The following is a 13,173-nucleotide window of genomic DNA, read 5'->3' on the forward strand; positions in this document are numbered from 1 at the left end:
TGCGGTGGTTTTCCGGGGTCGTCGGTATGACACTGGGGATAAGCTCAGCTATATCAAGGCGGTGGTGACGTTGGCGGTGGATCGTGAGGATCTGGGTCCGGATCTGAGGACATGGCTCAAGGAGTTCATTGCTGAACTCTAAATATTTGGAGCGATATACCCACTGAAGAGAATGGAACTTGGAAGGGACCGGCCACGGGGCGGGTCAACTCCCAGTGCTCCCTCTGGGTTGTGCGCAATGCGTATAGCCTATTGGGGTGATTGAACAGGAGCTGGTGGACAGTATTGGCGCAAACGTGCGGGCCACCGGGGACCCCCGGGCGGAGTTCCACGGGTTCTCACTGACAGGTACGCGGACCGACCCGGAGCGGTACATCGTGGTCCTCGACGACAGCTGGCCCTACCACCAGCGCACCAAAGCCCTCCAGAACTCCTGGAGCGCCCAGAAGCTGGCAGACTACATCGAGACCCGCAGCCTGAACCGCATCCTGGTGCCGGCCGCCCTGGGCGAAGCGCCCTTCGGACCGCAGCGGGACTATCTTTACGCCGAGGGCACCTATGATTTCATCCAGCAGGCAGGCCTCGCCGGACGCCGGCGCGCTGCCGAAGCCGGAAAGCCCATCGCTGCAGTTACCGGATCAGCCGGCAAATCCACGTTCAAAGCCATGCTCCAGGCCGCCTACCAGGCCTGCCGGCCCCAGCACCAGGTGCGAACTCACCCGCGCCGCTGACTACGCCCTCACCTTGCTGGAGCTCTCCGCCAGGGGCCGGGGTGCCTTCTTCCGCGAAGCCATCCCCAACGGCACCCCCATCTCCCCGGAGGTCGCCGTGATCACCAATATCAGCCACGCCCACACCAAGGTCATGAAGCACCTCAGCGGAGTGGTCAAGCAGAAGTCCGAGATCCTCAAGAACCCACCGCCCGGCGGCACCGCAGTGATCAGCCACGACACCCTGCGCAGCCAGGACCTGTAGGACCGCGCGCTCGCCGAGGGCTGGAACCTGGTCACCTACGGCCAGCACGACGACGCCGCCTACCGGCTCCTGGACACAACCCGGCAGAGAGCACAGTACAGGCACAGACCCCCCGCAGGAACGCTCCGCTACCGGCTCGGCGCCCACGGCCACCATATGGTTGGCAACAGCCTGGCCGTGCTGGCAGCTCTCCACGCGTTGGGGGTGCAGGACACTGAGCCCGCCTTCGAAGCCTTCGAGAGCTTCCAGGCCCTGCCCGGCAGAGGCGAGACGGCCGCCGTGGCCCACCCCTCAGGCGGGCAGGTCCATCTCATCGATGAGACCTATAACGCCAACCCCTCCTCGATGACCGCGGCCCTGCAGAGCCTTGCCGCCCGGCGGGCCGAGGCCGGCCGGTAGCGCAGAATTGCCGTGCTCGGCGATATGAATATGCTCGGCCAGTACGAACTGAAGCTGCACCGCAGGATCATCGAAACCCTCGAGGACTACGGACTGGACAGGATCTACCTCTGCGGGGAGCTGATGGGCCAGGCCTACGAGCAGACCGGCCCGCGGGAGAACGTCAGGCACCTGACGGACACCGTCTCCCTCACCCGGCAGCTGAATGAGGACCTCAGCGGCGGGGGACACGGTGATGCTCAAAGCCTCCAACTCCATGGGCCTGGACGAGGTGCTCACCCAGCTGGTGACCCAATGGCACCAGAGTCGGTGACCCCGGAGGAACTGGACGGCAGGATCCGCCGCCTGTTCTCTCCCACCGCAGCAGCAGGGGCCTATGCCATCGGCCTGCGCACCGGGGCCGTGCTGAGCTCCTGGCAGGAGGACCAGCCCCGGATGATGGCCTCCACCGCCAAGCTCTTCACCATCGGCGCTGCCCTGAAGATCCTGCCAGTCCGGTGCGGTGAGCGTACTGAGCTGCTGCAGCGTTGCGCAGCCGCGGGCCAGAAATCCGACAACACCGTGGCCGATGAAATCGCCGGGCAGATCTCCCGGCAGAGGCGGCGCCTGATCCGGCTGCGCAGGCCAGCACCGCACACGGTGCCCAGCTCATCACCCACCACGTCAGCTACGTGCTGCGCAGGAGCACCCAAGGCAGGACAGCCCCGGACCTGCGCACCGAATACTGGAAGATCGACGGCTCCGGGTACCGATTCGCCAACCGGGCCAGTCCCCGGCTGGTGGCCGAATACCTGGCTCAGATGACCGCCACCCCCTACGCCGAGGATTTCACCGCGAGCCTAGCGGTGATGGGCCGCAGCGGTACTCTGCGTTCTCGGGGCCGCCGTGAGGGCACAGCGGGCCTGGTGCTGGGCAAGACAGGCACCCACCTCACTCCCAAAAGTGAAGGATATCCGCGGGGCATGCGTTCCTCAGCGCTCTCCGAGTACTGCCTGGCCGAGCCGGAGGGTGCCCCCGTAGTGGCGTTCTCCGTGATGCAGGAACGCCCTGAGTCCAAAGCAGCCGCTAAAGACCTCGAAGATCAGGTCGCCGCGCTTCTGAGCCGCTGGGCGGTCTCATAGATCTCTGCGGCGTCCTGCGAGCTGAGCGCAGCCAGCATCTGCTGGGAGCCCTCGATCAGCTGAACCCGGGAGGTCCGCGCACCGTACAGCTCGGCGAGAACTGATGCTTGGGCTGCCAGGGCGGTGATGGCGGCGTCGTCGTTCTGGTCCTTGCGCAGAACCAGCTGGGGGAGATGCAGCTTCAGTAGACGGTTCCAGTAATCGATGCGCATACGGCCCGAGAGTTTGGCCCGCTGCCCGCCCGCGCCCCGGGCCAGGGCGAGAATGCCGAAGCAGTCGTGGAGGAACTGCAGCTGCTTGACCGCAGGGATTTCCGCGCGGGAGACATGGCCCCGGCTGTTCTGACCGCCGGGTTCTAAGGTGATGAAGTAACAGTCCGTGTCCGGGACCTCAGCCACCTGCCGGGCGTGCAGGAAAGCGCTGATCATGAAGGGGTGATCGCTGGCGTAGATCAGGGACTCATTGAACCGGTAGCTGAGGCCGCGCAGGAACTCGGTGCGGAAGAGCTTCTGCACATGAAGGCTGTTGAGCCATCCGGCATGGTAGCCGCCGGGGTGCTCGGCGTGCTTCGGGGTGAGGATATTCGGCGCAGAGCGGTTGACCCCCACATAGTGGCCGACTGCGATATCGGCCTTCTGCGCACAGGCTGCGCGGGTCAGTGCCCGGAGGGCCTCGGGGCCGAGATAGTCGTCTGCGTCCAAGAAGAAGGTGTAGGTGCCCCGGGCGCTGTCCAGAATGGTGTTGCGGCCCTTGGAGGGGGAGCCGGTGGACTTATGGGCCAGTACCTCAAAGCCGGCCCACTGTGCAGCGGTGCTGAAGCTCTTGGCTAGGGGGGTGGTGCGGTCCGAGGAACCGTCATCCACCACCAGGACCTCCATCTGGTCCTTGGAGAGCGTCTGGTCCACCAGGCTGCTCAGACACCTGCTGATCACCGCAGCGTCGTGATAGCTGGTCACCCCTACGGTGATCAGTGGGGTGCCGGTGCGCGGAGAGGCCCGGCGCAGGCGCTCAGCCAGAGAAAAACCCATGAGCTATACCCTAATGGGGTGAGTGAGGGCGCTGAGCCGCCACCGAATGGACACGCGTAGTCCCTGAGATCCAGCCTGCGCTACGCGGTCCCGTAGCGCGTGGAGACGTTCAACACGGCCAGCATGGGCTTGAGGCTGATCGCCGGGGCGTCCCACAAAGGCGGAGTGAAGGGCCTCTCGCCAAAGAATACTTCGCTGACGGTAGTTCTTGTCACTGGGGTCCTGCGTGGGCATGAGCCGGGCGTAGATACCGAAGGACAGTTGTGCAACCAGGTCATTGTGATCGTTCTGGCATCCTTGCGAGGATGCCAGGGCTCACGATGACTGCGTGCTGTCTCTGCGTTAGTTCTGGCTTTCCGGAGCGGCTCGCGAATCATCGAGTTGAGAGGTCTTGCCGCTCGAGCAGTCCATTCCCAGGAATATTCCGGCCCTTGGGAAGCGTTCCATTTCCTGAGTGCATCGTCGATAGCGTTGCGGAACAGCACCTCCGTGATGCTGAGCGTTTCAAAGAGGGCCCCTGAAACCTGGGTATTCCAGAGATAAAGGTGTAATGCCAGTTCTGGATCTTGCGAACTAGCCTGCATGTAAGGATCCATGCGGGCAGTATGTAAGTGATTCAGGACTTGTCGGACCGTAGAATCTTGCGCCATAGGCTCATACTGGCATACTGTATAGCTAATAATTGTATAGCTAATATGAGGATAAGGTCCCTCGTTCTTTATACATAGATCGTCCCTCCGGCAACTGCCGGGGGCTTTCTCTTTTGGGGGATACCCTAATGGGGTGAGTGAACATGGAACGCCGCACCAGCCCATCATTGCCGTAGTGCCCTGCCGATCTGGTTCGGAGCGGGTGAAGAACAAGAACACCCGGCCCTTCGCCGGATTCGACAACGGCCTGCTGGAGCTGAAGCTCAAGCAGCTGAGCCGGGTCAAGGCGATTGACGAGATCCTGGTCTCCACCAACGACCCGGTGGTCTCCACATTCACGAGGAATTTCGGTGAGGAGTACGACCAGCGGATCAAAGTAGAGGAGCGTCCCGACGAGCTCGGCCGGTCTTCTACGCCGATGAGTGAGTTCATCAAGTACCTGGGCACCCTGCGGGATGAGGGCACCATGCTGATGACGCATGTGACCCATCCCTTTGTGACCCACTCGGTGTTCAACGAGCTGATCGGCTCATGGCACGCCGCCGAGGCGGAGGGACATGACTCCCTTCTGACGATGACTAAGTTGCATACTTTCCTGTGGGATGCGGCGGGGCAGCCGTTCAACTACGACGCCTCGGTGGAGAAGTGGCCGCGCAGCCAGGACATTGATCCACTTTATGAGATCAACCATGTGGCCTATCTGATTCCCTTCGCCCGGGTCCGGGAGGTCGGCGACCGGGTGGGGGAGCGGCCGTTCATGTACGAGATGGACGGCGAGGCGGTTATGGACATTGATTGGGAGGATCAATTCGACCTGCTTCAGGACATCGCCCTGGCCAAGATTCATCGGGGATATGAGCTGCTTTGAACGGGGCGAGGAAAGACTGAGGGGGTATCAGAGATGATCCGGGTGATCTGTGTTCGTCATGGTGAGACGGAGTGGAATAAGGCGCACCGGCTGCAGGGGCAGTCGGAGGTTGCCCTGGTGGCCTCGGGCATTGCGCAGGCCCGAGCAGCCGGGCTCTACGTGCGTGGGCAGAACCCCACCGCCGGATACGTCTCCCCGTTGAAGCGGACCCATGCCACCTTCGCCGAGTTTGGCCTCGGGTTCCAGCCCGTGGAGCTGCCCGGGCTGATCGAGCAGAACCTGGGCCACTGGGAGGGCATGAAGACGGCTGCGGCCAAGATTGAATACGCCGAGCTCTATAAGTCCTGGAAGAAAGGGGAGGGAACACCTCCTGGGGGAGAGGCCCCGGACTCGGTGGTAGAGCGGATGAAGGCCGCGTTCTGCCAGATCGTGTGCTCAGCCGCCGAGCTTGCGCCCACCGGATCGGTGGACACCGACTACGATCTGCGCACCGTGGTGCTGGTCTCCCACGGCACCTCCACCAAGGCGCTGCTGGAGGGCCTCGGACTGATCGACCGCTCCAATGTCATCTCACTGACCGCGGCGGCCATCAGCGTGGTGGATGTTCCCCTGCACGGCGGGCCCCTGAGTTCCTCATTGCCCAAGGGCGGTGCGGAGGTCGAAGGCGGACCGGAAGCTGAGGCGCAGATCATCCGCAACCTGAGTGATGAGGAGATCGTCGCCTACGCCAAGCTGCGCATGTACAATCTCTCACCGGAGGTTCTGGCCGGACCCTAGACTGGGAACGGAACTGAGGTGAGTCCAGTTTTGGGGGAGGTGCGCGCAGATGAGTGTGTGGCGGCGTCGTACTCTGTCAGTCTCTGCAGCAGCGGCCCTGCTGCTCGGCGCGCTCGCAGCCCCACCGGCTGCCGCCTACTCCAACCCGGCGGAGGTGCCCAACCCGTTCCAGGACTACAGCGCCCGCGACTATGTCGACGCCCTGTGGAACCTGGAGACCACCACCTATGTGCGGGAATTCGACCGCGAGTCCCGCGAGGACTGCGATGTGATCACCTACCAGGTCAGCCATCCGCTGGGACTGGAGCCCACCCGCACCTATGTGCATATCTCCGATGAGGAGAACTGGTGGTGCACCGGGGATGAGGCCGATGAGCTGCGTGAGGAGTTCGACGCCCTGGACGAGGAGGACCCGAACTTCTACCACGGGCGGCCCTACGAGAACACCGCCCAGCGGGTTCCCTACTACGGCACCTGGGCCGATGTGAACGGCAATGGGGTCAACTCCCGCACCGAGATCCACGCCCGTGACCTGGGGAACTCCACCTTCACCGTCTCCGGCAGCTACTGGGACCACTACCCCGGGCAATACGTGGACATTGCGCAGACCGAGACGCACGGGGAACACATGATCCCCGTAGGACACACCTGGCCCGAGATGCAGCACCGCTCCCGCGAAGACCGCGTGGCCTACTACAACGACCCGATGAACCTCACCTCCACCATCGGCTGGATCAACCGGGAGAAAGCCGGGCAGACCCCGGCCGAGTGGATGCCGGCCAATTCTGATGCGCACTGCGCCTACGGGATGACCTGGACCCATATCGCCAATAAGCACCAGATCTCCCTGTTCCAACAGGATGTGAACTTCCTGCGCCAGCTGCTCTGGGACTGCCTGCAGGAGGAGCTGGGGGATGCTGACGCCCTGCCCGAGGAGCGCAGCGGTGACCTGGACTGGCAGGCCCTTCCCCCAGCCTCAGATCCCTCCGAGGTGCCCACGGAGCCGGGCGGCAGCCCGCGGGAGCATTATTCTGCCCGCGACTATGCCGATGCCGTGTGGAACCTGGAGCACCATGTGCGCACCCGCTCCGTGGAGCGCGAGGAGCACGAGGAATGCGATGTGCTGACCTTCACCACCACCCATCCGCGCACCGGTGAGGACCGGGTGTATGCGCGGGTGACCACCCCGGAGAACACCCACTGCGCAGGGGAGGAGGGTGACGAACTGGGCGAGGAGCTGAATGAGCAGGCGGAGGAGGATGAGAACTTCTTCCACGGCAGTCCGCTGGCCGGGCAGCTCCAGGAAGCCTTCGGTCAGTGGAGCGTGGACGGTGCAGGAATCAACACCCGCCACCGGGTGCTAGGCCGGGACTTGGAGGAGGCCCAGTGGAACACCGCGGAGACCGCAGTGATCAGCGGGACCTTCTATGACCCCTATACCGGCGATCAAATGCCGTATGGGCGCTTCACCGTGACCCTGGACCACATTCTGTCGGTGAGCCACGTCTGGCCGGAGATGGAGCACCGGGAGGCTGAGGAGCGCGAGGCTTTCTACAACGACCCGGCCAACCTGCTGGCCGTCTCGACGTTGGAAGCGCAGGAGCGGTCAGCTGACGCGCCGCGGAACTGGATGCCCGAACATGAGGGATTCCATTGCCGCTATGCGATGGGATGGATGCACACCGCGGTGAAGTATGACATCTCCCTGTTCGATTCCGATGTCAGCCAGCTGCGGGAGACCCTCTACACCTGCCTGGCGGAGGAGACCGCGGAGGGCTCATTGGAAGGTCCGCGCCGCGAGGACCTGGACTGGGCCAGCCTGCCCCCGTACTGAGCTGCTGCGCTGTGATGCGGTGCGCTGTGTGGAAATGCGGGCGGCCCGGACTAGACTCTTTCCTCGATGCTAAAACCACTGGTGATAGGAGCTGAGGCCGCCAGCCGTGCCGTTCGCGGGGTCTCCCGGATCCCCGGGGCCGATACCGCCCTTGCCCGCGCCGTAGTGGCCTCCGGGCGCTTCTTCACCCCCCGGCTGGAAGCCAGCATCACCGATAAGACCACCCCGCTGGGCACCATCCAGGAACGCGCCGCCACCGTGCTGTTCGAGGTCAACCGGTCCGGAGCCAAGAAGCTGCTGACCCAGCTGGAGATCGACTCCATCACCTCCGCAGAGACCCTGGAACAGCTGGCACTGCGCTATGTCAAGCTCAAGGAGTACACGGCTGCGCTGAGACTGCGCCGCCGCGCCGTGGAGCTGGAACCGGAGAACCTGCTGCGCTGGGTGGGCCTGGCCCGTTCCTTGCAGCGAGCAAGCTGGGGCGCAGTCACCAATGACCCGGTCGCCGGACTTGAGCACGGCCCCACCTCCCAGACCGAGGCCGCCCGGGAGGCTCTGGCCCAAGCCCAGGAGCTGGCCCCGCAGAACGCCTATGTGATCCACGAGCGCGGCCTCCTGGAGTTCGCCCGCGGTGACTGGCCCACCGGGCTGGAGCTGCTGCGCCAGGCCGTGGAGCTCGAGCCCAAAGCCAGCTGGTGGTCAGATCTGGCCGCCGCCTACCGCAAACCCCATGTCGCTGATCTGGACAAATCCCTGGAGGCCTATGAGAAGGCCCTGCAGCTGCGCCCGGACAGCCCCACCGCCTTCCGCGGGGTGATCCTGATGGGCGCCCGTGCAGACCAGGACTGGGCCAGGCTCTGGCGCAGTGCGGAGCTCTTCGAATCCAGGCGCAAACCCCGGGGCAGGGCTGTCCGGATGAAACTGATGCAGACCCTGCGCCCCATGTTCGCTGCCGGTGCCAGCCGGGCGCAGATCAGCGCCGGGATCGTGCAGTTGGGGATCGCCCACACCAAGGGGGAGCGGCTCTCCTGGCCCACCACCAGCCTGATCGTCTACCGGCTCTCCTTCGCCCAGCGGATGAAGGCCGCATTCGAGCTGCGCCGCAGCCTGGCCCAGCGCAGCACCGCCTGGCTGGGCACCTCCAGCGCAGGGCACAGCAGGCACCGTCAGAAGCTGCTCTCTGCCCTGGTTTACTTGGGCGAGTACCAGCGCGCCCAGCAGCTCATCGACCCCATGCCCTGGACCCCGAGCCTTGCCTCAGAGCGGCACCGGCTGGAGAAGATGGCCGCTGATGTCCACCTCATCCAGGGCCGCCCGCAGCCGCTGATCGACTACGCCGCGCGCCGGGCAGAGGACCTGCCGCTGCCCGGTGAGGAACGTTTCCGGGAGCTGGTGGCAGGCAGGCGAGTCGCCGTCGTCGGCCCCGCCGATACCGGGGACCGGCTCGGCGAGCTGATCGACAGCTACGATGTGGTGATCCGCCCCCGGCTGATGACAGAGTTCGACGCCGCCCAGCTCGCCAGGCTCGGCAGCCGCACCGATATCAGTTACTTCTCTGGCCGGGACCTTGAAGAGTTCGTGCCGGTGGCAGAGCAGGCCGTACAGCGCGGAGAGCTGCAGATGGTGGTGGGCCGGGGGCTGAGCATGAACAGCTTCACCGGGGAGATTCCCGACTGGCTGCGCTTCTACCGCCACGATTACTCCCTGGGCTTCCACGGCCCGCCCATGGGGATCGGGCGGATCCTCTACGATGTGCTGCAGTTTGCGCCGGCCGAGATCGGCCTGTTCAACATCGACTTCTTCACCGGGCAGACCGCATTCGGCTCCGGCTACCGCGAGGGCAAGGACGCCGGGCTGGGACCCTACTCGATTGTCAACGAGATCATCCTGGCCCATGATCTGGTGTTCGAGCATCGGCTGACCAAGGCGATCGCCGCCACCGGGCTGCTGCGCGGCCACGGCGTGGTGGCCGATGTGCTGGATCTGGACGAGCCCGCCTACATCCAGCGCCTCGAAGAATCCCCAGCCCTGCGCACCGCAGAGGGATGAGGGGCCGATGGCGGTGAGTCTGCATGGGCTGCGGTTCAAGATCGCCGCCGCAGCAGTGGTCAAGGCCAGTGTGTATGGGGCAGTGAGGGTACCCGGGGCGGCGTCGTTGGTGGAGAGCCTTGCCGAGCGTATGGCGCCTGCGGGCCAGGAGAGCACCGGCAGCTACCGGGGACTGGCCTCCGGACTGCTGCGCCAGGCTCTGCCGCAGAACCCGGGCGCAGAGCTGGTCTATGACCCGCTCTCCGGACTGGTCCCCGGCGCCACCGAGCCCGCAGCCGATGTGCAGGAACTGGCCCACCGCGCCGAGCAGGACCCCACCGCCGCGAACCTGATCGCCGCCGCAGCTGCCTACCGCAAACCCTATGTGGATGATCAGCAGACCGCCGCTGACCTCTATGAGCTGGCCTTCTCCGAGAACCCCAGGGACCTGCGCGCCGCCGAAGGCGTACTGACCTGCGGATCACGTTCCCACTATGACTGGCCGCGGATCTGGTCAGCGCTTAGCGAGCTGAAACCACGCCGCGGCCCGTTCAAAGCCGGCAGCGGATTCTGGCGCGCCTTCGATGCGGTCTTCACCGCCGCACCCAGTGCCGAGGAGATCCGCGCGGCTGTCGCCCAGGTCCAGTACCAGGAGCACCGGCTGCCCCGCCTGCACCAGTTGCTGCTGGAGACCCTCGCCGCCCGCATGCAGTACCTGGGTCGGTTCGCCGCCGGAACCCTGTTGCGCACCGCCATGGCCGCCAACCGGGTGCACGAGCTCAGCGGAATTCCCCTGGAATCAGCCACCTGGCATAAGCACCTGTTGGGTGCCTACGCCTACTCAGGGGACGACGCCGCCCTCCTGAACACCGTCCGGAAACCGGCAGTAGTTGCCCGCACCGCCTCCGTGCAGCGGCAGCTGCAGAAGCTGGCCGCCGATGCCGCCCTGTGGATCGGGGATGCGGGGCCGCTGCGCGAACACGCCTGGGTGCGGCAGGCCGAGATCCCGGCCCCCGGTGAGGAGCAGATGCATCAGCTGGTCTCCGGGAAGCGGATCGCGGTAGTCGGCCCGGCCGCCGGAGACGGGCTGGGTGACCTGATCGACTCCTATGACACCGTGGTGCGCACCCGCCACACCCCGGCAGGGTCTCCGGCGGATGTGGGTACCCGTACTGATATTGCCTACTATGCCGGGCGTGATTTGCTGCGCGACTATGACCAGATCGCTGCGACCGCGGATTCCGGAGCCTTCCAATTGGCAGTGACCAGGCCTTTCTTTGTCCAAGCGCCCAGCCTGCAGGAGCAGTGGCCGGCCTGGCTGCGGCCGGCCCGGTTCGAATACGGTCTCTACTTCCGCGGGGCGCCGCAGGGCCTGCAGCGGATCATCTACGACCTGCTGCAGTTCCAGCCGGCGGAGATCGCCGTGTTCAACGCAGATTTCTACGCCGGGCAGGAGCTGGCCGCGTTAGGCTACCGGGACAGCTACACGGCATTCGGTCCCTATAACCAGACCAATGATGTGGTGGCCATGCATGATCTGGCCTATGAGTTCCACTGGGCGCAGCGCATGCTGGGCGCTGGGCTGATCACCGCTCACGGGGCAGCCGCTGAGGTCCTGGCGCTGAGCCAGACGGCCTATTTGCAGCGCCTGGAGGCCGGTCCCCTCGGAACTGGCTCCGGCCACTGACTCTGGGGTTCGGCTTCTGAGGCTGGCTTTGCTTCTGGTTCCGGTTCTTGTTTCTGAGTCTGGCTCTGCTTCTGGCCGCGGGCTCTGCACCCTGATCCAAGGGATATAAGATGGTATTCAAAACCGAATAAATACGCCCATAAAGTCTTGTGATATGGCTCATATCAGGATAGAGTAGGAACATGAATACGAATCCAGCACTGACGCCGACCCGGGAGCCTGCTGGTCTGGTGCCAGCGTGCCCGGGGGAGTCCCTGCTGCTGGGTTCGAGGATGGCTGGCAGGGCTCCAGCCCACCCGCTCCGGTGCTGCCCCGGAGTATGCCCACTTGGCCGGAGAGCCAGAGCTTGCAGCGGCTTGGGAAGCTGAAGTCACCGCCAGGGTCGCTGACGCACGGAAGATCACTGAGCTGCTGGAGTATCGGGACCGGAAAGTCGCTGAAGCAGTGGAGAACCGTGAAAGAGCTGATAATTTCACTCGCCGGGCAGTGGTGAAAGCTGCCCACCACCAGGCTGGTGTCCTCCTGGGGGTCCCCGAACGCCATATCGAAAGCATGCTTGGTACTGCTGCCACCGCCCGGAAATGGCTGCCCCAGCTGTGGGATCAGTTCTGCCGCGGACGGATCGACCTTTCCCGCCTGAAGGTGCTGGTCTCGGGCGCCGGGGACCTGATCGAAACTAACTCTGGGCGCCCTGAGGCCCAGCAGGAACTCACTGCTGCACTGGATGCGCAGTTCGCCGCTGCGGCCCCAGCGCAGAATGAGCAGGTCCTCAAAGAGCAGGTTCACCAGCACGTGGCCCACGCAGACCCCTCGTGTGACCAGCGCCGCTATGAACGAGCATGCAGCTCCCGCGGGGTCTCTCTGGTCCACCACAGCAATGGCATGTCTACTCTGCGCGCGGTGCTGCCCACTCTGAATGCCACCCGGATCTATCAGCAACTGGATGCTGCAGCCGCAGCCATGCCTCGCCAGCAGGCCCACCCCGAGAGCGGAGAACCTGAGGACACCACCCGGTACAACCGGATGGCCGATGTGCTCACCGAATGGATCGACCGCGGCGCCGCGTACGGGAGTTCTCAAAGTCTCGCAGAGCGAGCCGCTGCAGCCGTACTCCCAAGTCCCCGCCCCGCCGCAGCCACTATCAACATCACCGTTCCCCTGGAGACCTCACCGGTGACTCCCAGGCCCCGACGGTCAGCAGTGGCGGAGCCTTCACCCTGCCTGCCCCTGAGGCCCGCCGTATGGCGAATGATCCAGCCGCAGAGAACACCTGCTACCTCACCGGAACTGCCACTGGAACCGATGGTGCCCAAAAGGTGGAAAAGATCGTCAAGCTCGGTAAGAGCAACCTGTTGGAAGGCATCACCGTAACCGGTGAGCTGGCGCGTCAGGCACTGATTCAGCAGCTGAAGGCTCAGCCGAACCTCCTGGAGGCGAAGTCCTCGGCCCGGTTCGTGACTGGGAACCTGCGCACCGCAGTCCAGATCCGAGCCGGTCAATGCCAGACACATGGATGCGTTGAACCCGCCACCCGGTCAGAGGTCGACCACATCATCTCCCACAAGACAGGCGGAGCCACCGATGCGCAGAACTCCCAGGTGCTCTGCCACCACCATCACGAGATCAAATCCCACGGGCACCTCCCAGGCAGTGATCCACCGCAGCGGGCATCACCGGATCCCCCGCCAGACTGGGCCGCAGCCGGAGGCAACCCGTCCCGGGTGAATCCCGGTGGAGCATCCTGACTCCCTGGACCCCTTCATGCCAGATCACCTGGTCACGCAGGTGGTGACACAGGTGGTCGCA

Annotated in this window: 13 protein-coding genes and 1 pseudogene; 13 read left to right on the plus strand and 1 reads right to left on the minus strand. The window is 64.6% G+C overall.

Annotation, left to right across the window (positions count from 1 at the left end):
- From F0311_RS16350 to F0311_RS16365, 6 genes and pseudogenes are all read left to right on the plus strand, one after another.
- Positions 1 to 142: pseudogene (locus tag F0311_RS16350) on the plus strand (UTP--glucose-1-phosphate uridylyltransferase); the annotation flags it as partial.
- 115 nt (positions 143 to 257) lie between these two features.
- Entirely contained in the window at positions 258 to 731 is a 474-nt protein-coding gene (locus F0311_RS18200; protein WP_191089988.1) for a hypothetical protein, read from the plus strand.
- Positions 625 to 975, plus strand: coding sequence for a Mur ligase family protein (locus tag F0311_RS18205; protein ID WP_223881450.1), 351 nt, complete (start codon positions 625 to 627; stop codon positions 973 to 975). The genes F0311_RS18200 and F0311_RS18205 overlap by 107 nt, the downstream gene beginning before the upstream one ends.
- Before the next feature lie 156 nt (positions 976 to 1,131).
- A complete protein-coding gene (locus F0311_RS16360; RefSeq protein WP_150463026.1) occupies positions 1,132 to 1,374 on the plus strand; it encodes a hypothetical protein in 243 nt (80 codons plus the stop codon).
- Between the two features lie 12 nt (positions 1,375 to 1,386).
- Complete coding sequence (locus F0311_RS18615; RefSeq protein WP_223881435.1) at positions 1,387 to 2,178, plus strand: hypothetical protein; 792 nt, start codon at positions 1,387 to 1,389, stop codon at positions 2,176 to 2,178.
- Positions 2,154 to 2,495 (plus strand): D-alanyl-D-alanine carboxypeptidase, encoded by a 342-nt coding sequence (locus F0311_RS16365; RefSeq protein ID WP_263406280.1) that lies wholly within the window; start codon positions 2,154 to 2,156, stop codon positions 2,493 to 2,495. The genes F0311_RS18615 and F0311_RS16365 overlap by 25 nt, the downstream gene beginning before the upstream one ends.
- On the opposite strand, the gene F0311_RS16370 is transcribed toward F0311_RS16365, so the two are convergent.
- Positions 2,456 to 3,523 carry a glycosyltransferase family 2 protein gene (locus F0311_RS16370; protein ID WP_150463028.1) on the minus strand — a complete coding sequence of 356 codons (1,068 nt, stop codon included), beginning with the start codon at positions 3,521 to 3,523 and terminating at the stop codon, positions 2,456 to 2,458. The genes F0311_RS16365 and F0311_RS16370 overlap by 40 nt on opposite strands.
- 783 nt (positions 3,524 to 4,306) lie before the next feature.
- Here F0311_RS16370 and F0311_RS16375 point away from each other — a divergent pair.
- From F0311_RS16375 to F0311_RS16405, 7 genes are all read left to right on the plus strand, one after another.
- A complete protein-coding gene (locus tag F0311_RS16375; protein ID WP_191089991.1) occupies positions 4,307 to 5,041 on the plus strand; it encodes an acylneuraminate cytidylyltransferase family protein in 735 nt (244 codons plus the stop codon).
- Between the two features lie 33 nt (positions 5,042 to 5,074).
- A complete protein-coding gene (locus F0311_RS16380; protein ID WP_150463030.1) occupies positions 5,075 to 5,818 on the plus strand; it encodes a histidine phosphatase family protein in 744 nt (247 codons plus the stop codon).
- Between the two features lie 49 nt (positions 5,819 to 5,867).
- Positions 5,868 to 7,652, plus strand: a complete 1,785-nt coding sequence (locus tag F0311_RS16385; RefSeq protein WP_150463031.1) for a DUF1524 domain-containing protein — start codon at positions 5,868 to 5,870, stop codon at positions 7,650 to 7,652.
- A 66-nt stretch (positions 7,653 to 7,718) separates the two neighbouring features.
- A complete protein-coding gene (locus tag F0311_RS16390) occupies positions 7,719 to 9,701 on the plus strand; it encodes a tetratricopeptide repeat protein (protein WP_150463032.1) in 1,983 nt (660 codons plus the stop codon).
- Positions 9,702 to 9,708: 7 nt separating this feature from the next.
- Positions 9,709 to 11,367 (plus strand): glycosyltransferase family 29 protein, encoded by a 1,659-nt coding sequence (locus F0311_RS16395; RefSeq protein WP_150463033.1) that lies wholly within the window; start codon positions 9,709 to 9,711, stop codon positions 11,365 to 11,367.
- Positions 11,368 to 11,694: 327 nt separating this feature from the next.
- A complete protein-coding gene (locus tag F0311_RS16400) occupies positions 11,695 to 12,738 on the plus strand; it encodes a DUF222 domain-containing protein (RefSeq protein ID WP_191089992.1) in 1,044 nt (347 codons plus the stop codon).
- Positions 12,684 to 13,112 (plus strand): HNH endonuclease signature motif containing protein, encoded by a 429-nt coding sequence (locus F0311_RS16405; RefSeq protein WP_191089993.1) that lies wholly within the window; start codon positions 12,684 to 12,686, stop codon positions 13,110 to 13,112. The genes F0311_RS16400 and F0311_RS16405 overlap by 55 nt, the downstream gene beginning before the upstream one ends.
- Positions 13,113 to 13,173: the final 61 nt, after the last annotated feature.

This window comes from Nesterenkonia ebinurensis (assembly GCF_008711175.1).
GTDB lineage: Bacteria > Actinomycetota > Actinomycetes > Actinomycetales > Micrococcaceae > Nesterenkonia > Nesterenkonia ebinurensis.

Excerpts from the sequence above, each read along its gene's own strand:
- F0311_RS16360 (WP_150463026.1), top strand. The coding sequence starts at position 1,132 with ATGGTTGGCAACAGCCTGGCCGTGCTGGCAGCTCTCCACGCGTTGGGG.
- F0311_RS16370 (WP_150463028.1), bottom strand. The coding sequence starts at position 3,523 with ATGGGTTTTTCTCTGGCTGAGCGCCTGCGCCGGGCCTCTCCGCGCACC.
- F0311_RS16380 (WP_150463030.1), top strand. The coding sequence starts at position 5,075 with ATGATCCGGGTGATCTGTGTTCGTCATGGTGAGACGGAGTGGAATAAG.
- F0311_RS16385 (WP_150463031.1), top strand. The coding sequence starts at position 5,868 with ATGAGTGTGTGGCGGCGTCGTACTCTGTCAGTCTCTGCAGCAGCGGCC.
- F0311_RS16390 (WP_150463032.1), top strand. The coding sequence starts at position 7,719 with ATGCTAAAACCACTGGTGATAGGAGCTGAGGCCGCCAGCCGTGCCGTT.
- F0311_RS16395 (WP_150463033.1), top strand. The coding sequence starts at position 9,709 with ATGGCGGTGAGTCTGCATGGGCTGCGGTTCAAGATCGCCGCCGCAGCA.